This window comes from Streptomyces sp. NPDC020884, assembly GCF_044333935.1.
GTDB lineage: Bacteria > Actinomycetota > Actinomycetes > Streptomycetales > Streptomycetaceae > Streptomyces.
This window is the reverse complement of the sequence record NZ_JBIRRY010000021.1, coordinates 1-22,288: the sequence shown is the minus strand read 5'-3', so window position 1 is coordinate 22,288 and position 22,288 is coordinate 1. Positions and strand designations below refer to the sequence as shown.

The window sequence follows — 22,288 nt, the reverse complement described above, 5'->3', positions numbered from 1 at the left end:
TTGGAGCGGTTGCCTCTGACGGTGAACGGGAAGCTGGACCGTAAGGCGTTGCCGGTTCCGGAGGTGCGGGAGAGTTCCGGTGTTCGGGGTCCGCGCAATCCGCAGGAGGAGATTCTCTGCGGTCTCTTCGCGGAGGTCCTGGACGTGCCGCGGGCCGGGGTCGACGACAGCTTCTTCGACCTGGGCGGGCATTCTCTGCTCGCCACCCGTCTGGTCTCACGGATCCGCTCGGTCCTGGGGGTCGAGCTGTCGATCGCCGCACTCTTCGAAGCCGCCACGCCGGCCCGTCTCGCCGACGTCCTCTCCGGCGCCGACACCGCCCGTGAGGGCCTGCGCCGTCAGGAGCGCCCGGAAGCCCTCCCGCTGTCGTTCGCCCAGCGCCGTCTGTGGTTCCTCGACCGCTTCGAGGACGGCGGAGCCACCTACAACCTGGCATTCGAACTCCGGCTCGCCGGAGAGCCCGACCGGGCCGCCCTGGCGGCGGCCCTGGGCGACGTGGCGGCCCGGCACGAAAGCCTGCGCACGGTGTATCCGGAAGTGGACGGGATACCCCGGCAGGAGGTGCTGCCCCCGGCCGACGTCGTGCTCCCGCGGACGCGGGTCGCGAAGGACGCCCTGGCCGGGGCGATGTCCGACGAAGTGGCGATCCCCTTCGACCTCGCATCGCAACGTCCCCTGCGGGCCCGCCTGTTCTCCCTGAGCGAGCGGGAGCACGTCCTCGTGCTGACCATCCATCACATAGCCGCCGACGGCTGGTCCCTGGTCCCGCTGACCCGGGATCTCTCCGTCGCGTACGCGGCGCGGTGCTCCGGCCGGGCGACCGAATGGGAAGAACTCCCCGCCCAGTACGCCGACTTCGCGCTCTGGCAGCACCGGGTGCTGGGCGACGAGGGCGACCCCGACAGCCCGCTCGCCCGACAGCTCGCGCACTGGAGGGGAGCGCTGGAAGGCATTCCCGGCGAGCTGAACCTTCCCGTCGACCGCCCGCGGCCCCCCGTGCTCACCGCGGGCGGCGGCACGGTGGACTTCCGGCTGCGGCCCGAACTGCACCGCGCCCTGTCCGACCTGGCGCGCGAAAGCCGGTCGACGCTCTTCATGGTGCTCCAGGCGGGCCTGTCCGCGTTGCTCTCCCGCCTCGGGGCGGGCTCGGACATCCCCCTGGGCACACCGATCGCGGGCCGGACGGACGACGCCCTGGACGACCTGGTCGGGTTCTTCGTCAATACGCTGGTACTGCGTGCGGACACGTCCGGCGACCCCGCGTTCACCGAACTGCTCGACCGGGTCAGGGAGGCCGACCTCGTCGCCTTCGCGAACCAGGACGTGCCGTTCGAGCGGCTCGTCGAGGTCGTCAATCCGGAGCGCTCGACGGTACGCCACCCGCTGTTCCAGGTGATGTTCGCGCTGCAGAGCAATCTCGAGCCCGTACTCGAACTTCCGGGGCTCGAAGCCGGGATCCGCCAACTGCGCACCAGTACGGCGAAGTTCGACCTCACCTTCGACCTGGCCGAGCGCTGGGAAGCCGACGGGGGCCTCGACGGGGTCGAGGGGATCGTCGAGTTCAGCAGCGACCTCTTCGACCGGGAGACGGTCCAGCTGCTGGTCGACCGCTACATCCGGGTGCTGGACGCCGTGGTCGCCGACCCGGACCGGCGCATCGGACAGATCGACATCCTCTCCCCGGCGGAGCGGACCCGGCTGCTCTCCGAGTGGAACGGCACGGGACAGGAGATCCGGCCGGCCACGCTTCCCCGGCTCTTCGAGGAGCAGGCGGCGAAGACCCCCGACCGCCCCGCCCTGTCCTTCGGCGCGGAGTCGATCTCGTACGGAGAACTCAACGCCCGCGCCAACCGGCTGGCGAGACTGCTGATCAGCCGCGGGGTCGGCCCGGAGCGGGTGGTGGCGCTGGTCATGCACCGCTCGGTCGACCTGATCACGGCACTGCTGGGCGTGGTGAAGGCCGGCGCGGCGTATCTGCCGGTGGACCCCGACTACCCGGCCCAGCGCATCGCGTACATGGTGGACGACGCCTCGCCCGCCCTGCTGATCACCACCTCCGCGGCCGCCGAATCGGTCCCCGTGGACCTGGACGTGCCCCGGATCGTTCTCGACGAGGAGCCGACGGCCGCCCTGTCGGCGCGGAACGCCGCCGGCGACGTCACGGACGCGGAGCGCACCGCGCCCCTGCTCGTCGAGCACCCCGCGTACGTCATCTACACCTCCGGCTCCACCGGCAAGCCCAAGGGCGTCGTGGTGACGCACCGCGGGCTGCCCAGCTTCGCCGCCGCGGAGGTCGAGCGCTTCTTCGTCACCCCGGACAGCCGTGTGCTGCAGTTCGCCTCGCCGAGCTTCGACGCGGCCGTGCTCGAGGTCTGCATGGCGCTGCCGGTCGGCGCCACCCTGGTGGTGCCGCCGCCGGGACCGCTGGTCGGCGACACCCTCGTCGAGGTACTGCGGGACAACCGGGTGACCCACGCCCTCATCCCGCCGGCCGCGCTGACGACCGTGCCCACCGTGGACCTGCCGGACTTCACGACCCTCGTGGTCGGCGGCGAGGCGTGCTCGGCGGAACTGGTGGCCCGCTGGTCCTCGGGGCGCCGGATGATCAACGCGTACGGCCCCACCGAGTCCACCGTGGTGACGACCACGAGTGCGCCGCTGTCCCCGGAGACCGGAGCGCCGCCGATCGGACGCCCGATCCGGAACACCGCCGTGTACGTACTGGACGAAGGGCTGCGGCCCGTCCCGGTGGGGCTGCCGGGCGAGCTCTACACCGCGGGCGAGGGCCTGGCGCGCGGCTACCTGGACCGTCCGGCGCTGACCGCCGAGCGGTTCGTCGCGAACCCCTACGGCCCGCCCGGTTCCCGTCTCTACCGCACCGGCGACGTGGTCAGGTGGACGGCCTCGGGCGAGCTGGAGTACGTCGGCCGCTCGGATGCCCAGGTCAAGATCCGCGGCTTCCGCATCGAGCTGGGCGAGATCGAGGCGGCACTCTCCCGTCACCCGGACGTCGCCCGTGCCGTGGCGATCGTCCGCGAGGACAACCCCGGGCACCGGCAGCTCGTCGGCTATGTGGTGCCCGAGACCGGCGGCGACCACCCCGACCCGGTCCTGCTGCGCAAGCACCTGGCGGACGTGCTCCCGGAGTACATGGTGCCCACCGCCTTCGTACCGCTCGACCGGCTGCCGCTGACCCAGAACGGCAAGCTGGACCACCGGGCGCTGCCCGCGCCCGAGAGGACCGGAACCCGGTCCGGCCGCCGCCCGGAGACCGAGCGGGAGGAGATCCTGTGCGCCCTGTTCGTGAGCGTGCTCGGCCTCGACGAGGTGAGCGTCGACGACAACTTCTTCGATCTCGGCGGCGACAGCATCGTCTCCATCCAGCTGGTCAGCGCCGCTCGCAAGGCGGGGCTGGTCATCACGCCGAAGGACGTGTTCCAGTGCCGCACCGTCGAGGCCCTGGCCGCGGCGGCCCGTACGCAGGCCACCGAGGAGCGGGCGCCGGAGCCGGACTCCGGCGTCGGGGCGGTCGCGCTCACCCCCATCATCGCCTGGCAGCGTGAACGGGGCGGCCCGGTGGACCGGTTCAGCCAGACCATGGTGGTGCGCACTCCGGCGGAGCTGAGCCCGGAGCACCTGAGCACCGCTCTCCAGACGGTCCTGGACCACCACGACGCGTTGCGGATGAGGCTGACCCGGGACCCGGACAGCGGCACGTGGACGATGGAGGTGCCCGAGCCGGGGGCGGTCCGCGCCGACGCGTGCCTGACCCGTGTCGATGTCAGCGGACTCGGCGAGGACGAAGCCGCCCTGCGCGGGGCGCTCACCGCCGCGACGCAGGAGGCGCTCGCCCGGCTCGCTCCCGCCGACGGGGGCATGGTCCGGGCCGTCTGGCTCGACTCCGGCGCCGGCCGCTCCGGCAGGCTGCTGCTCGTCCTGCACCACCTCGTGGTCGACGGGGTCAGCTGGCGGATCCTCGTTCCGGACCTCGCGGAGGCGTGGCGGTCCGCCGTCCAGGGCGAGCCGGCCGGCCTCCAGCCCGTCGGAACGTCCTTTCGCCGCTGGGCCGACGTCCTCACCGAATCGGCCCACAGCCCCCGGCGGACCGCCGAACTGCCCCTCTGGGAGCGCATGACGAGCGGCGGGGACAAGCTGCTGGGAAGCCGGCCGCTGGATCCCGTCCGGGACACGACGGACACCGCCTCCTCGCTCGTTCTGACCCTGGGCCGCGAAGAGACCGCCGCCGTGCTGACGACGGTGCCCGCGGCCTTCAGCGCCACCGTGAACGATGTGCTCCTCACCGCGCTGGCGCTGAGCGTCTCCGACTGGCGCAGACGCCACGAGGGGGGTGAGGACACCGGGATCCTTCTCGACCTCGAAGGACACGGGCGGGAGGAGTTCGCCCCCGGCCTGGACCTCTCCCGGACGGTCGGCTGGTTCACCAGCCTCTTCCCGGTCCGGCTGGACCCGGGGCGGCTCGGCCGTCAGGAGACACGGGCCGCCGGCCCGGCCGTCGGGGAAGCGCTGAAACGCGTGAAGGAGCAACTGCGGGAGCTGCCGGACAACGGCCTCGGGTTCGGTCTGCTGCGCCATCTCAACCCGAGCACCGCAGCCGTTCTGCAGGGGCGTCCGAGCCCGCAGATCGCCTTCAACTATCTCGGACGTTTCGCGGCGCCCGCGCCCACGGAGGTGGGGGACTGGTCCCCCGACCCCCTGGCGGAAGTGCTGGGAGCCGGAGCCGACTCCGGCATGCCCCTCGCGCACAGCCTCGAAGTCAACGCGCTGACGCAGGACGGACCCGACGGCCCCGCTCTGGTCGCCACCTGGTCATGGCCGGACGGCGTGCTGTCCGAGTCCCGGGTGCGCGAACTCGCGGAGGACTGGTTCGGCGCCCTCGAGGCGCTGGCGGCCCACGCCGAGCGGGCCGGGACCAGTGGCTGGACCCCCTCGGACCTTCCGTTGGTGTCGTTGTCGCAGGCAGAGATCGATCTTTTGGAATCCGAGTGGAGGAACTCATGACCAAGCCGGGACTTGCCGACGTTCTGCCCTTGTCGCCCCTGCAGGAGGGCATGCTCTTCCTTGCGCTGTACGACGAGCACGCCGTCGATCCGTACACGGTGCAGCTCTCCTTCGACCTCGAAGGGAGGCTCGACGCCGCCCGGCTCCGGGCGGCCGGCGCGGCTCTGCTGCGCCGGTACCCCAACCTGCGCGCGGGATTCCGTCACGAGAAGCTGAGCCGCCCCGTGCAGGTGATCCCGCACGAGGTCGAACTGCCGTGGCAGGAGCGGGACCTGCGGGCCGGTACGGCCGAGGCGCGGGACGCGGAGCTCCGGCGCATCGTCGACGACGAGCGCACCCGCCGGTTCGATCTCACCCGGCCGCCGCTGCTGCGCTTCACCCTGGTGCGACTCGCCGACGAGCGGCACCGGCTGGTGGTCTCGCTCCACCACATCCTGCTCGACGGCTGGTCCTTCCCCCTCCTGGTGAACGACCTCTTCGAGCTGTACGCCACCGGCGGCGACGAGACGGGGATGCCCCGGGTCACCGCCTACCGCGACTACCTGTCCTGGCTGAACAGCCAGGACCGTCCCGGTGCCGAGAAGGCGTGGAGCACCACGCTGGCCGGAGTCACCGAACCGACCTTGCTGGTGCCGGGCGCGTCGAGCCGGGTGACCCGGGCGCCCGAGGAGTTCACGGTCGATCTGCCCGAGCAGCTCACCGCCTCGCTCACCGCGCTCGCACGGAAGGAGGGCTGGACGCTCAACACCGTGGTCCAGGGCGCCTGGGGCCTGGTGCTGGCCCAGCTCACCGGCCGGGACGACGTCGTCTTCGGCACCACCGTCTCGGGCCGCCCGCCGGAGGTGCCCGGCATCGAGACGATGGTGGGCCTCTTCATCAACACCCTTCCCGTGCGCGTCCAGCTCGACCGCGGCGCCTCGCTGGGCTCCCTCCTCCACGAGGTGCAGAGCCGTCAGACGGAACTGATGGACCACCACCACCTCGGCCTGGCGGGCATCCAGCGCCAGGTCGGCACCGGGGTCCTGTTCGACACGCTGGCCGTGTTCGAGAACTACCCGCTCGACCCGTCCGCCCTCGACCGCGAGGTCGACGGCATCCGGGTCTCCGGATTCACCGGCCAGGACGCCACGCACTACCCGCTGAGCCTCATCGCCTACCCGGGGGAGCGGATCCGGCTGCGGCTCGGCCACCGCCCCGACCTGCTGGACCGGGCCACCGCCGAGTCCGTCGTGGACCGGCTGGTCAGGGTCTTCGAGGCCGTGGCCGCCGATCCCGAGCAGTCCGTCTCCTCCGTCGACACGCTGTCGGCGCGGGAGCGCGCCCTGGTGCTGACCCAGTGGAACGACACCGCGCACGAGACGCCGACGGCGGTGCTGCCGCAGTTGTTCGAGGCGCGTGCCGAGCAGAACCCGGACCGGCCCGCCGTCGAGTTCGAGGGTGAGTCGCTCACCTACGGGCAGCTCAACGCCCGCGCGAACCAGCTGGCCCGTCTGCTGGTCGACCGGGGCGTGGGCCCCGAGCAGTTCGTGGCGCTCGCCCTGCCGCGCTCCGTCGAGCTGGTGGTCTCGCTGCTCGCCGTCCTGAAGGCGGGGGCCGCCTACCTGCCCCTGGACCCGGACTACCCCGCCGAGCGCACGGCGAGCATCCTCACGGAGTCCCGTCCGCGCCTGCTGCTCACCGACGCCGGGACGGCCGGCCGGCTCCCCGCCGTCGACGTCCCCGTGCTGACCGTCGACGACCCCGCGGTTCTCACCAGCCGGGACGCGCTCGCCGCCACCGACCTGGCCGACCACGAGCGCACCGCGCCGCTGAGCGCCGACAACCCGGCGTACGTCATCTACACCTCGGGGTCCACCGGCCGGCCCAAGGGCGTGGCGGTGGCACATCGGGGCATCGTCAACCGACTGGCGTGGATGCAGGCGCAGTACGGCCTGACGGCCGAGGACCGGGTGCTGCAGAAGACCCCGTACACCTTCGACGTGTCGGTGTGGGAGTTCTTCTGGCCGCTCACCGAAGGCGCCACGCTCGTGGTCGCCCGGCCAGAGGGGCACAAGGACCCCGCCCATCTCGCGGAGCTGATCCGGACGCGGCAGGTGACGACGGCCCACTTCGTCCCCTCGATGCTCCAGGCGTTCCTGACCGAGCCCGCGGCCGCCCGGTGCACCGGTCTGCGACGCGTGATCTGCAGTGGCGAGGCCCTGCCGACGCCCCTGCGGGACCAGTTCTTCACGCTCCTCGACGCCGAACTGCACAACCTCTACGGTCCGACCGAGGCGTCCGTGGACGTCACGTACTGGGAGTGCCGGGCCGACGCCGGGCCCGGCCCGGTGCCGATCGGCCGTCCGGTGTGGAACACCAGGACCTATGTGCTCGACGCCGCGCTGCGCCCGGTCCCGCCGGGCACGACCGGCGAGCTCTACCTCGCCGGTGTGCAGCTGGCCCGTGGCTACGTCGACCGGCCGGGGCTCACCGCGGAGCGTTTCCTCGCCGACCCCTACGGGCCCGCGGGCAGCCGCATGTACCGCACGGGCGACCTCGCGCAGTGGAACGACGCGGGAGCCCTGGAGTTCCTCGGACGTGCCGACCAGCAGGTCAAGCTGCGGGGCTTCCGCATCGAGCTGGGCGAGATCGAGTCCGCGCTCACCGCCGACCCGCAGGTCGGCGCCGCGGCCGTGCTGCTCCGCACCGACACCCCGGGGGACCAGCGCCTGGTGGCCTACGCGGTCCCCGCGGACAGCGGCTCGGCCCTGGACGTCGCGGGCCTCCGTGAGCAGATCCGCGGTGTGCTGCCCGACTACATGGTCCCCTCCGCCTTCGTCGTGCTCGACGAGCTCCCGCTCAACGCGAACGGCAAGCTGGACCGCAAGGCGCTGCCCGCGCCGTCCACCGCGGGCGGGGCGTCCTCGCGCGCTCCGCGCACCGTGCGGGAAGAGGTGCTGTGCGGGCTGTTCGCCGAGGTCCTGGGCGTCGACCGGGTCGGCGTCGAGGACGACTTCTTCGAGCTGGGCGGTCATTCGCTGCTCGCCACCAGGCTGGTGTCGCGGGTCCGTTCGGCCCTCGGGGTGGAGCTGTCCATCGGCACGCTCTTCGACGCGCCGACCCCGGCGCGCCTGGAGACCAGGCTCGCTCAGGCCAGTGGTGCACGGGAGGGCGTCCGTCCGTTCGTACGGCCCGACGAGCCGCCCCTGTCCTTCGCCCAGCAGGGGCAGTGGGTGATCAACCGCCTCGAGGAGGGCGCCGCCACCTACAACATCCCCTACCCGGTGCGGCTTTCCGGCACCGTGGACCGCGCGGCCCTGCGCGCGGCCCTGAACGACGTGGTGGCACGGCACGCGACCCTGCGCACCGTGTTCACCGAGACCGACGGCGTGCCGCGCCAGGTGATCCGGGACTCGGCCGAGGTCCTGCTGGCCGAGTCCGAGGTCTCCGAGGACGCCCTGGGCGCCGCGCTCACCGCTGAGGCGGCCCGGCGCTTCGACCTGGCGGAGCACGTGCTGCTGCGCGCTCACCTCTTCTCGACGTCCGCGTCGGATCACGTCCTCATGCTGACGCTCCATCACATCGCGGCCGACGGCTGGTCGCTGGACCCGCTGGCCCGCGACCTCTCGGCCGCCTACAGTGCGCGGCGGGGCGGTGGAGCTCCGCTGTGGAGCGAACTGCCGGTGCAGTACGTCGACTTCGCGCTCTGGCAGCGTGAGTACATGGGAAGCGAGAGCGACCCGGACAGCGTGGTGAGCCGCCAGCTCGACCACTGGGTCAGCACGCTCGCGGATCTGCCTACGGAGCTGACCCTGCCGGCGGACCGGAGTCGTCCCGCCGTGCTCGGCGCCGGCGGGGCCACCGTCGACTTCGGCTTCGCGCCCGCTGTGCACCGGGGCATCCTGGCCCTGGCGCGTGCGGCCGGGGCGAGCCCGTTCATGGTGGTGCAGGCGGGTCTGGCCGCCCTGCTCTCCCGGCTGGGGGCGGGCACGGACATCCCGATCGGCGCCCCGGTCGCGGGCCGTACCGACGAGGCGCTGGACGATCTCGTCGGGTTCTTCGTGAACACGCTGGTCCTGCGGACCGACACCTCGGGCGACCCCAGCTTCCGGGAACTCCTGGACCGGGTGCGCGAGGCGGACCTGCGGGCCTACGAGCACCAGGACGTGCCGTTCGACCGGCTGGTCGAGGCCCTCAACCCCGAGCGTTCGACGGCGCGCCACCCGCTCTTCCAGGTGATGCTCACGCTCCAGAACAACCCCGACCCGGACCTGCGGTTCGACGGCCTGACCGTCGCACCCCAGCCGATCGACGTCGACGTGGCCAAGTTCGACCTCGCCTTCGAGCTGACCGAGCGTTTCCTCGACGACGGCTCCGCCGACGGCATGGCCGGCGAACTCCGCTACAGCACCGACCTGTTCGACCAGGCCACGGCGCAGACCCTCACCGCCCGCTTCGTACGGTTCGTCGAGGCCCTGATCGCCGACTCCGAGCAGCGGATCGGCCGGCTGGACGTGCTGTCCGAGGACGAGCGCGCGCGCCTGCGCACCGACTGGCACGGTCCGGTGCAGGAGACCCCGGTGACCACGGTGCCGGAGATGCTCCAGGCCCAGGTCCTCAGCACCCCGCGGAACACCGCGCTGGTCTGCGGCGACGAGGCGGTCTCGTACGAGGAACTGAACGCCCGCGCCAACCGGCTGGCCAGACTGCTGGTCGACCGGGGGGTGGGACCGGAGCAGTTCGTGGCGCTGGCGCTGCCCCGATCGGTCGAGCAGATCGTGGCGCTGCTGGCCGTCCTCAAGGCGGGCGCGGCCTACCTGCCGCTGGATCCGGAGCACCCGGCCGAGCGGATCGCCCACATGCTGCAGGACACCGCTCCGGCGCTGCTGCTGACGACGTCGGCCACGGCCGGCGCTCTGCCGGACGCCGGCGCCGTGCCCCGGCTGCTGCTGGACGAGGCGTCCGCGGACGCCTCCGGCTTCGCGGACGGGGACCTCGGCGACGCGGACCGCGTCCGGCCGCTCAGCCCGTCGAACCCGGCGTACGTCATCTACACCTCCGGCTCCACGGGCAAGCCGAAGGGCGTGGTGGTCGAGCACCGGTCGGTCGTCGACTACCTGTCCTGGACCCGGGCCGTGTACCCGGGAGCGAGCGGCGCGGCCGTTCTGCACTCGCCGGTCACCTTCGACCTGACGGTGACGGCGCTGTACACACCGCTGTCCGTGGGCGGCTGTGTCCATCTCGCGGCGCTGGAGGAGGACGCGCGGGCCCAGCGACAGCTCGAGGCCCGGCCCACCACGTTCCTCAAGGGCACGCCCAGCCATCTGCCGCTGCTCAACGCGCTGCCCGATGTCTTCTCGCCCAGCCGTGAGCTGCTGCTCGGCGGCGAAGCGCTCTTCGGGGAGATGCTCGAGGAATGGCGCCGGCGCCACCCGGCGACCGCCGTGCTGAACGTCTACGGGCCGACGGAAGCGACGGTGAACTGCGCCGAGTTCCGGATCGAGGCGGGCGCCCCGCTTCCCCCCGGCCGGGTCCCGATCGGCCGCCCCCAGGGCAACGCCCGCCTGTACGTCCTCGACGAGAGGCTGCGAGCGACGCCGCCCGGCACCGCCGGCGAGCTGTACATCGCGGGAGCGGGCCTGGCCCGTGGGTATCTGAACCGGGCGGAACTGACCGCTGAACGGTTCGTGGCCGACCCGCACGGCCCCGCGGGCGCACGGATGTACCGCACGGGCGACCTCGCACGACTGCGCAGGGACGGTGAGCTGGAGTACCTGGGCCGCGCCGACGACCAGGTCAAGATCCGCGGCTTCCGCATCGAGCCGGGGGAGATCGAAGCGGCCCTGCGGCGCGAGGCGCAGGTCGACCGGGCGGCGGTGCTGGTGCGCGAGGACCAGCCCGGCGAACGGCGCCTGGTCGCCTATGTGGTCCCCGCCGACGCCGCTCGTCTGGACCCGGCACTGCTGCGCGGCAGGCTCGGCGAGGTGCTGCCCGACTACATGGTTCCCGCGGCGGTCGTCCCGCTGGCGGAACTCCCGCTCACCCCGCACGGCAAGCTGGACCGCAGGGCACTGCCGGCCCCCGACTACAGCGCCACGACGACCAAGGAGCGGCCCAGCACACCTCAGGAGAAGATCCTCTGCGGACTCTTCGAGGAACTGCTGGACCTGCCGGAAGTCGGGGTGGAGGACAGCTTCTTCGACCTCGGCGGCGACAGCATCGTCTCCATCCAGCTGGTCAGCCGTGCCCGCAAGGCGGGTCTGACGATCACCCCCCGGGCCGTGTTCCAGCACAAGACGGTCCGGGCGCTGGCGGCGAACGCGGGCACCGGGGGCAAGCGGGTGGGCCGGGGAACCGACACCGGCGTCGGCTCGGTGCCGCTGACCCCGATCATCCACCGCCTGCGCGAGCGGGGCGGACCGATCGGGAAGAACGCCCAGTCCGTGCTCCTCCAGGTCCCGGCGGACGTGGGCGCGGAGCTGCTGGAGAGCGCGCTGCAGGCGCTGCTGGACCACCACGACGCGCTGCGCATGCGGCTGACGCGCCCGGTGGGCGGCGGCGACTGGTCCCTAAACGTGCCGTCCAGGGGCTCGGTCCGGGCCCAGGAGTCGATCACCCGTGTCGATGTCTCGGGCCTCGAGCCGGAGGCGCTGCCCGCGGTCCTGGAGGCCGAGGGCCGGGCCGCCTGGAGCCGGGTGAAGCCGGAGGAGGGCCGACTGCTCCAGGCCGTGTGGTTCGACCACGGGGCCGAGCGGTCCGGACGCCTGCTGCTGATCATCCATCACCTCGCGGTGGACGGCGTCTCCTGGCGCGTCCTCGAAGGTGACCTGGCGCTGGCCTGGCAGGCGTTGAAGGAAGGCCGCAAGCCCGAACTCCAGGCGGCGGGAACATCGTTCCGTCGCTGGTCCGAGCATCTGGCCGTGTCCGCCTACGCCGACGGGCGGGTCGCCGAGATGGAGCTGTGGTCGGACATCCTGGACGTTCCGGATCCGCTCCTGAGCGAGCGGCCGCTGGACCCGACGCAGGACACCAACCGGACCATGGCCGGCCTGTGGCAGATCGTGCCGACCGAGATCATGGAGCCGCTGCTCACCAAGGTCCCGGCGGCGTTCAACGCCGGTATCAACGATGTGCTGCTCACCGCCCTGTCCCTCGCGGTCGTCGACTGGCGCGGCCGGCGCGGCGGCGGCGACGACACGGCGGTGCTGGTGGACCTGGAGGGCCACGGGCGCGAGGAGTTCATCGACACCGTCGACCTCTCCCGGACGGTGGGCTGGTTCTCCAGCATCTACCCCGTACGTCTGGACCCCGGCCGGCTCGACCGGGACCAGCTCTGGTCGGGAGGCGAGGCCGTCGGCGACGCCCTCAAGCAGGTCAAGGAGCAACTGCGCGGCATCCCCGACAACGGCCTCGGCTTCGGACTGCTGCGGTATCTGAACCTGGACACCAAGGCGACCCTGGCCGACTACATGCCCCGCCAGATCGGCTTCAACTACCTGGGCCGCTTCGACATGGCGGGCCGCGCGGAGACGGCGGACTGGTCGGCCGCGCCGGAGCCGGCGCCGGGCTTCTCCGACGAGGACGCCCCGATGATGTACGCCCTCGCGCTCAATGCCGTGACGGAGGACCACGCCGAGGGGCCCCGGCTGCGGGTCGCCTGGGCCTGGCCGGGCCCGCTGTTCCGCGAAGAAGACATCAAGGACCTGAGCGAGACCTGGCTCCGGGTGCTGGAGGTCATGGTCAGGCATGTGGAGGAGAAGAAGTCCGTCGGCCACACGCCTTCCGACCTCTCTCTCGTCTCGCTCAGCCAGCAGGAGATCGATGAACTCGAAGACGACCTGGACGACACCGAGTTCGATGAAGAGTGGGGGATGACCCGATGAAGCAGTCCCGGATCGAGGATGTACTGCCCTTGGGGCCGCTGCAGGAGGGGCTGCTCTTCCACGCCCTGTACGACACGGAGGGACCGGACCTCTACACGGTCCAGAGCGTCTTCCACCTGGACGGGGAGATCGACGTCGAGGTCCTCCGGTCCGCGGCGCGGGCGCTGCTGAAGCGTCACGCCGTCCTGCGGGTCGGCTTCCGGCACAAGGGGGGCGAGAACCCGCTCCAGGTCATCCGGCGCGAGGTGCCGCTGCCCTGGAAGGAGTGCGACCTCAGTTCGCTCGCCGCCCAGGAGCGTGAGGAGGAGCTGCGGCGCATCGTCGACGAGGACCGGGTCCGCCGGTTCGACATGGCCCGCCCGCCGCTCCTGCGCTTCACGCTGATCAAGGTCGGCGAGCAGGAGCACCGACTGCTGCTGACCAAGCACCACATCCTGATGGACGGCTGGTCCTCGCCGATCGTGGCGGGCGAGCTGTTCGAGCTGTACGCCCGCAAGGGCGATCCCTCGGGCATGCCGGAGGTGACCCCCTACCGGGAGTACCTGTCGTGGCTGGCCAAGCAGGACCGGGGCGCCGCCGAGGAGGCATGGCGCTCGGTCCTCGCCGGGATCGCGGAGCCCACCCTGCTCGCCCCCGAGTCCCAGGGGCGTACCGCGGTCGTCCCCGAGGAGTTCCGGGCGGAGCTTCCCGCCGACCTCACGGCTGCGGTGACCGCCGTGGCCCGCAAGCACGGCTGGACGCTGAACACCGTGGTCCAGGGCGCGTGGGGGCTGCTGCTCTCCTCGCTGACCGGGCGCGACGACGTGGTGTTCGGCACCACGGTGTCGGGCCGCCCCCCGGAGATTCCCGGGGTGGAGACGATGGTGGGCCTGTTCATCAACACCCTGCCGGTGCGCGTCCGGCTGGACCCCGCCGAGTCGCTGGCCGGTCTGCTGACCCGGTTGCAGGACCAGCACACGGACTTGATGGACCATCAGCACCTGAGCCTGACCGCGATCCAGGGGCTGGCCGGCGTCGGCACGCTCTTCGACACGCTGGTCCTGTTCGAGAACTACGTGGTCGACTCCAAGACGGTCGAGTCCTCGCTCAGCGGGGCGCGGGTGACGGGCGGCTCGGGACGCGACGCCACGCACTATCCGCTCAGCCTGGCCGTGGCCCCCGCCCCCTGCCTGCAGATCAAGGTCGGGTACCGGCCGGACCTCTTCGACCCGGAGGCCGTCGAGTCGCTGGTGGCTCGTTTCACGCGCCTCGTCGAAGCGATCGCCCAGGAGCCCGCGCGACCGGTCGGCAGGGTCGACACGCTGTCCCCGGCGGATCGCGCCCGGGTGCTGGAGCAGTGGAACGACACCGCCCGCCCCGCGCCCCCCGCGACCGTGGCCGATCTGTTCCAGGCCCAGGTGGCGGACACCCCCGGCGGCACGGCCGTCGTGCACGGGAGCGTGGAGCTGTCCTACGCCGAGCTCAACGCGCGGGCCAACCGCCTCGCCCGCCTCCTGGTCTCACGGGGGGTCGGGCCGGGGAGCCTGGTGGCGCTGTCGCTGCCGCGCTCGGAGCGGATGATGGTCGCCGTTCTCGCGGTGCTCAAGTCGGGGGCCGCCTATCTGCCCATCGACCCCAAGTACCCCGCGGACCGGATCTCCTACATCGTCGAGGACGCCGCACCCGCGCTGGTGCTCACCGAGTCGTCGGTCTCGGCCGGGCTCCCGGTCCAGGACGACCGCAGAATCGAACTCGACGACCCCGCTACTGTAGGGGCGATCGCCGCCCACCCGGACACCGATCTGGCCGACGCGGACCGGACGGCGCGGCTCACCCCGGCCTGCCCGGCCTACGTCATCTACACGTCGGGATCCACCGGGCGGCCCAAGGGCGTCCTCGTCCCGCACGAGAACGTGGCCAACCTGGCCGGCTGGGCCCGCGACGCGATCGGGCTGGAGCGGCTGAACTGGGTCCTGTTCACCACATCGCTCAACTTCGACGTTTCGGTCTTCGAGATGTTCGGGCCGCTTCTGACGGGCGGCACGCTGGAGGTCCTCGAGGACCTGCTGGCCCTGGCGGAGCGGCGGGGCGAAACCGTCCCGGGCACGCTGGTGAGCGCGGTGCCCTCGGCACTTGCCCAGCTCGTCGGACAGGGCGACATCGCCATCGAGGCGTACACCGTGGTGCTGTGCGGGGAGCGGCTGGGCGCACAGGCCGCGGCCGACATCCAGCGGGCGCTGTCCGCCGGCCGCCTCGCCAACGTCTACGGCCCCACCGAGGCCACCGTGTACGCCACGGCCTGGACGACGGACGAACCGGTCGACGGCACTCCGCCCATCGGCCGACCGCTCGACAACTACCGGGCCTATGTGCTCGACCGGTGGCTGCTGCCGGTGGCGCCGGGCACCGAGGGCGAGCTCTACCTCGCGGGTACGGGGGTGGCCCGCGGCTACCTGAACCGTCCCGGGCTGACGGCCGAGCGGTTCGTCGCCGACCCGTTCGGTCCGGCGGGCTCGCGGATGTACCGCACGGGCGATGTCGCCCGCTGGGGAGCGGACGGCGAGCTGGAGTACGTCGGGCGCACCGACGACCAGGTCAAGCTGCGCGGCTTCCGTATCGAACTGGGCGAGATCGAGGCCGTCATGGCCGAGCAGCCGGGGGTCGCGCACGCCGCGGCCGCCGTGCGCGAGGACCAGCCCGGGGACAAGCGCCTGGTGGGATATCTGATTCCCGCCCCGGGCGGCGGTCCGGACGTCGCCGAGGTCCGGCGCCGGGCGGCGGAGAAGCTCCCCGAGTACATGGTGCCGTCGGCCTTCGTCGTGCTGGACAGCCTGCCGATGACGGCGAACGGGAAGCTGGACCGCAAGGCGCTGCCCGCGCCCGAGCTGACCGGAGGCTCCGTCCGCGTCCCGGCCACGCCGCACGAGGAGATCCTCTGCGGGCTCTTCGCCGAGGTGCTGGGCGTGGACCGCGTCGGTGTCGAGGACAGCTTCTTCGACCTGGGTGGGCACTCGCTGCTGGCCACGCGCCTGGTGTCGCGGGTGCGTTCGGCGCTCGGCGTGGAGCTGGCGATACGGTCGCTCTTCGAGGCGCCGACCCCCGCGGGACTCGCCGGCATGCTGGCCGGCGCGGGTGCGGCCAGGGAGCGGCTGACCGCCCGGGAGCGGCCGGACGTCCTGCCGCTGTCCTTCGCCCAGCGGCGCCTGTGGTTCCTCGACCGGATGGGCGGCAACGAGGGGCTGTACAACATCCCCACCACGATGCGGCTCGCCGGCACCCTGGACCGCGACGCCCTCGCGGCGGCGATCAATGACGTGGTCGCCCGGCACGAGAGCCTGCGCACGGTCTTCCCGGATGCCGAAGGGGAGCCGCGGCAGATCGTCCTTGACCGGGCCGAGGTCCCGCTGGCCGAGTCCCGGGTCTCCGAATCCGAGCTCGCCGGGGCCCTGACCGCCGAAGTGGCCCGAAGCTTCGACCTGGGCCGGGACGTTCCGCTCCGCGCCCACCTGTTCACCCTGGGCGACACGGACCATGTACTGGTTCTGACCATGCATCACATCGCCACCGACGGCTGGTCGATGGGGCCGCTGGCGCGCGACCTCTCGCTGGCGTACGGGGCGTATCGGGACGGATCCCGGCCCACCTGGGCCGAACAGCCGCTGCACTACGCCGACTTCGTGCTGTGGCAGCGCGACATGCTGGGTGACGAGAGTGACCCGGACAGCCCGGTGTCGCGTCAGCTCGGCTACTGGAAGGAGGAGTTGGCCGACCTTCCCGAGGAGATCACGCTCCCGGCCGACCGCCCCAGGCCCGTCGAGGCGTCGGGGCGCGGCGGCACCGTCGCCTTCCAGCTGGACCCGCAGCTGCACGGCCGGCTGGCGGCGCTGGCGCGCGAGAGCCGCTCCACCCTCTTCATGGTGCTCCAGACCGGGCTCGCCACGCTGCTCTCGCGGCTGGGCGGCGGCGAGGACATCCCGGTGGGCACACCGATCGCCGGGCGGACGGACGACGCGCTGGACGATCTCATCGGCTTCTTCGTCAACACGCTGGTGCTGCGCACGGACACCTCCGGTGATCCGACGTTCCGGGAGATGCTGGGGCGGGTGCGGGAGAGAGGCCTGGCCGCCTACGCCCAGCAGGACATCCCCTTCGAGCGGCTGGTGGAGGTGCTCAACCCGGAGCGGTCACTGGCACGGCACCCGCTCTTCCAGGTGATGCTCACGCTCCAGAACACCTCCGCCACCTCCGTCGAGCTGTCCGGCCTGACCGCGCGGCCGGTCCCCGTCGAGCTGGAGGTGAGCAAGTTCGACCTGAGCCTCGAGCTCAGCGAGGAGCTGCTGCCCGACGGCGGCGCCAACGGCATCGACGGGGTGATCCGCTTCAACGCGGATCTCTTCGACCGGGAGACGGCCGAGAACATCGCGCACCGGCTGACGCTGATGCTCTCCGCGATGGTGAGCGATCCGGACCGGCGCTTCGGCGACGTCGACGTACTCGACGCGGCCGAGCGCACCCGGGTGCTCCAGGAGTGGAACGACACCTCCCGCGATGTGCGGTCCGCGACGCTGGTGGACCTGTTCGAGGAGCAGGCGGCGCGCACTCCGGAGCGGACCGCGGTGGTCTTCGAGGCCGAGCCGGTGCCGTACGCGGAACTGAACGCCCGCGCGAACCGCTTGGCACGGCTGCTGATCGAGCGGGGTGTGGGCCCGGAAGGGCTGGTGGCGGTGGCGGTGCCGCGCTCCCCGGAGCTCGTGGTGGCGCTGCTGGCGGTGCTGAAGGCGGGTGCGGCCTACGTACCGGTCGACCCGGACTATCCGGCGGACCGGATCACGTTCATGCTGCAGGACGCCGCCCCGGCGCTCCTGCTGACCACCACCGCGACGGCGGCCGGGCTGCCCGAGGCCGCCCAGGCGGTCGGCGTGCTGGTGGACGATCCCGGGACGCACGAGGCGCTGGCCGCGTTCTCCGGCGAGAACGTGGGGGAGCGCGAACGCTCCGGCGCGCTCACCGGGGCGTCCCCGGCCTATGTGATCTACACATCGGGCTCGACGGGACGGCCCAAGGGCGTGGTCGTTCCGCACTCCGGCATCGTCAACCGACTGGCCTGGATGCAGGCGCAGTACGGACTGACGGCCGAGGACCGGGTGCTCCAGAAGACGCCGGCGGGCTTCGACGTCTCGGTGTGGGAGTTCTTCTGGCCGCTGATCGCCGGCGCGACGCTGGTGGTGGCGCGGCCCGAGGGGCACAAGGACCCGGCGTACCTGGCGGAGCTGATCCGTTCGCAGCAGGTGACCACGGCTCACTTCGTGCCCTCCATGCTGCGGATGTTCCTCCAGGAGCCGACGGTCGCCCAGTGCACCGGACTGCGCCGGGTGGTGTGCAGCGGCGAGGCGCTGCCCCGTGAGTCCCAGGACCTGTTCTTCCAGGTGCTGGACGCCGAGCTGCACAACCTCTACGGCCCGACCGAGGCGTCGGTCGACGTCACGTACTGGCAGTGCCACGAGGACGCGGCGCCCGGACCGGTGTCGATCGGCCGTCCGGTGTGGAACACCCGGGTCTACGTGCTGGACGCGACCCTGCGCCCGGTTCCGCCAGGCGTGTCGGGCGAGCTCTACCTGGCGGGGGCCCAGTTGGCCCGGGGCTATCTGAACCGGGCGGACCTGTCGGCGGAGCGGTTCGTCGCGGACCCGTTCGGCCCGCCGGGAAGCAGGATGTACCGCACGGGCGACGTCGTGAGGTGGCGCGCGGACGCGGCTCTGGAGTTCCTCGGGCGGGCGGACGACCAGGTGAAGCTGCGCGGCTTCCGGATCGAGCCGGGCGAGATCGAGGCCCTGCTCACCCGGCACGCCGATGTGGCCCACGCGGTGGTCGTCGTACGGGAGGACCGTCCCGGGGACAGCCGGCTCGTCGCCTATGTGGTGCCCAGCGCCGCCGGTGCGGAGCCGGACGCCGGCGCGCTGCGGAGCCACCTGTCCGACGGGGTGCCGCAGCACATGGTGCCGTCGGCCTTCGTCACGCTCACCGAGCTGCCGCTGACGCCGAACGGAAAGCTGGACCGCAAGGCGCTGCCCGCGCCCGGGGTTTCGACCGAGGCAGGGGTGCGGGGACCGCGCAACCGTCGTGAGGAGATCCTCTGCGGCCTCTTCGCCGACGCGCTCGGCCTCCCCGAGGTCGGCGTGGACGACAACTTCTTCGAACTGGGCGGCCACTCCCTGCTCATGGTGAAGCTGGCCAACCGGGTGCGGACCACCCTCGGGGTGGAGGTGACCATCCGCGCCGTGCTGACCACACCGACGGTCGCGGGTCTGGCCGCACGGCTCTACGAGCTCGACAACGGCGACGATCTCGATGTCCTGCTGCCCATCCGGCCGCAGGGGACGCTGCCTCCGCTCTTCTGCGTCCATCCGGGTACAGGAGTGGGCTGGCCATATTCCAGCCTCATTCCGGAAGTTGACCGGAACCGGCCAATCTATGCTTTCCAGGCCGCCGGTCTGGCGGGCGTCGAAGAGCTGCCCGGTAGTATCGATGAAGTCATTGAGGACTATCTCGGCCGGATGCGTGAAATTCAGCCGCACGGTCCTTACCATCTCCTGGGCTGGTCCCTGGGGGCGGCTCTTGCCCAAGGGATGGCCACCCGTCTTCAGGCGGCCGGCGAAGAGGTGGCGCTGCTGTGCAGCCTCGACGGATATCCCATGGACACGGTGCCGGTGAATGCCGAACCGTGGAGCCAGCAGCAGTTCCTCCGCGAGCTTCTCGAAGTAGCGGGAATCGAAGCGTCGAACGACAGTGAGCTCGACCGCGACGAGGTGATGCGGGCCATCAGCAGGAAGGGATCACCTTTCGCGACACTGAACGCCGAACAGTCGGAGAACATGTTCCGGGTCTACCGGAACTTCGCGGCCGACAGCGACCGTTTCACCCCCGACCGGTTCACCGGCGACCTGCTCTTCTTCCGCGCGGCGAAGTCCAGCGAAATGCTCGGCCTGAGCCCCGGATCCTGGGAGAAATATGTGGATGGCGCGATCGAGGTGCACGACATCGATTGCGTCCACGGCGACTTGCTCGAGCCCGAGGCCATGGCAGTGATCGGCCCCCGGTTGCGTGAGCGGCTGCGCGTAAGCGAATAAATCGAGAGACCTTCGGTGTAAGGAGAGAAGAACCATGAGCAACCCCTTCGAGAACGAGGACGGCCGGTACTTCGTACTGGTGAACGACGAGGCGCAGTACTCGCTGTGGCCCGCGTTCGCGGACGTGCCGGCCGGCTGGACCGTCACCTTCGGCGAGGACAGCCGTCAGGCGTGCGTCGACCACATCAACGCGACGTGGACCGACATGAGGCCCAAGAGCCTGGTCGACGCCATGGACGCCTCAGCCGCCTGACGGAGTGGCTCCGTCCGCCTCGGGGCCGGTGCCTCACTCCTTCCTGGAGCACCGGCCCCCGGGCCACCCGTTCCACCGCCTTGTCCGACCCCGTACCGACCGAGGATGAACGCCATGCCTGACGCCCGGACTACTCGGCTTCCGTTGACCGCTGCTCAGTCCGGGATGTGGTTCGCCCAGAGGCTGGGCTCGGACAATCCCATCTACAACGGCGGCCAGTACCTGGAGATCGAGGGACGGCTCGACGGCGGTCTCTTCGAGCGGGCCCTGCGTCAGGTGGTCCGGGAGACGGACGCGCTGCGCACCGGTTTCCTCGAGGACGCCGACGGCGTGTGGCAGCTCGTCGACGAGGACCTCGAGCACACGGTGCACCACGTCGACGTCAGCGGTGAAGCGGACCCGCAGGCCGCCGCGGAGACGTGGATGCGGTCGGATCTCGCCCGGCCGGTGGACCTCGCCGGCGCGGGGCCGGAGCAACTCGCGACCTTCGCCCTCATCCGGACCGGCCCCGACCGCTTCCTCTGGTACCTCCGCTGCCACCACATCGCGCTGGACGGATTCGGCTGCGCACTCGTCACCCGGAGGGCGGCCGAGGTCTACACGGCGCTGGCCGAGGGGCGGACGCCCGAAGCCGCGGACTTCCCCCCGCTGAGCGCCCTGGTGGCGGCCGACGGGGACTACCGCGCCTCGGACAACTTCACCAAGGACAAGGAGTTCTGGGCCGCACGACTGGCCGACCGGCCCGAGCCCCGGGGGCTGACGGGGCGCCAGGCCCCCGTGCCCCAGCGACTCATCCGCAGCTCGGCCTTCCTGACGCCGGAGACGACGCAGGCGCTGCGCCGGGCGGGGAGCGACGCCGGAATCCCGTGGCCCGCGGTCCTCACCGCGGTCTTCGCCGCCTACCTCCAGGGTCTGATCGGCGGGGACGAGGTGCTGCTGGGACTGCCCGTCACCACCAGGGTGGGGAAGGTCGCCCGTGCCACACCGGGGATGGTCTCCAACGTCCTGCCGCTGAGGCTGTCCGTGCGCCCCGAGATGACGCTGACCACACTGCTCACCGAGGTGGCGCGGGAGATGCGGCGCGTCCTGCGACACCAGCGCTACCGGTACGAGGACCTGCGACGCGACCTCGGCCTGGTCGGCGACGACCAGCGGCTGGTCGGCCCGCAGATCAACATCATGATGTTCGGTCACGGGCTCGACTTCGGCGGCGCCCCCGCCACCGCGCACACCCTCAACCTCGGCCCGGTGGAGGACCTCTCGGTGGTCGTGTACGACCACGGCGAGGGCCAGAACCTGCGGATCGACTTCGAGGGCAGCCCCGATCTGTACACCGAGCCCGCGATCCGGCTGCACCACGAGCGCTTCGCGCGCTTCCTGGACGCGCTCACGGCCGCGGCGGCGGAGCGTCCGATCGGCTCGCTGGAGACCCTGCTGCCCGCCGAGCGCGCTCAGGTGCTCAAGGGCGCGGCGGACGAGCTGCCGGCGTATCCCGAGCAGACCGTCCCCGAGCTGTTCCAGGCGCAGGTGCGGCGGGACCCCGAGGCGACCGCGGTGGTCTTCCGGGACACATCGGTCTCCTACGGGGAGCTGAACGCGCGGGCGAACCGCCTCGCGCGCCTGCTGACCGACCGGGGCGTGGGGCCGGAGCACTATGTCGCGCTGGTGCTGCCGCGGTCGGTGGACGTGCTGGTGGCGATCCTGGCCGTGATGAAGGCCGGCGCCGCCTACATACCGGTGGACCCGGACTACCCGGCCGACCGGATCGCCCACGTGCTGGACGATTCCCGGCCGTCCCTGGTGGTGGCGCTCGAGGAGAGTCTGTCGGCGCTGCCCGATCAGTCGTCGGTTCCCCGGATCGTCCTGGACGCCCCCGGCACGCTGGAGGAGCTGTCCGCCTTCGGGGGCGAGAACCTTCCGCAGACGGAAAGCCTCTCCTCACTCCATCCGGCATATGTGATTTATACGTCGGGTTCGACGGGGCGGCCCAAGGGTGTGGTGGTTCCGCAGGGGAATGTGGTGCGGTTGTTCTCGGCGACCGATGGGTT

At 71.8% G+C, this 22,288-nt stretch carries 5 protein-coding genes; all 5 read left to right on the top strand.

Annotation, left to right across the window (positions count from 1 at the left end; translation table 11 throughout):
* The first annotated feature begins 21 nt into the window (after positions 1 to 21).
* The gene (locus ACH4UK_RS36875) at positions 22 to 5,019 is read left to right on the top strand and encodes an amino acid adenylation domain-containing protein (RefSeq protein ID WP_398363618.1); all 4,998 of its coding nucleotides are present in this window, start codon (positions 22 to 24) and stop codon (positions 5,017 to 5,019) included.
* Positions 5,016 to 12,881 (top strand): amino acid adenylation domain-containing protein, encoded by a 7,866-nt coding sequence (locus ACH4UK_RS36870; protein WP_398363616.1) that lies wholly within the window; start codon positions 5,016 to 5,018, stop codon positions 12,879 to 12,881. Before ACH4UK_RS36875 ends, ACH4UK_RS36870 begins: the two co-directional genes overlap by 4 nt.
* Complete coding sequence (locus ACH4UK_RS36865) at positions 12,878 to 19,987, top strand: amino acid adenylation domain-containing protein (protein WP_398363614.1); 7,110 nt, start codon at positions 12,878 to 12,880, stop codon at positions 19,985 to 19,987. Before ACH4UK_RS36870 ends, ACH4UK_RS36865 begins: the two co-directional genes overlap by 4 nt.
* Before the next feature lie 34 nt (positions 19,988 to 20,021).
* On the top strand, positions 20,022 to 20,240 hold the full coding sequence (locus tag ACH4UK_RS36860) for an MbtH family protein (RefSeq protein WP_398363612.1): 219 nt from the start codon (positions 20,022 to 20,024) through the stop codon (positions 20,238 to 20,240).
* A 144-nt stretch (positions 20,241 to 20,384) separates the two neighbouring features.
* Positions 20,385 to 22,288 (top strand): condensation domain-containing protein (locus ACH4UK_RS36855; RefSeq protein ID WP_398363611.1); only part of this gene is annotated, 1,904 nt, incomplete at its 3' end.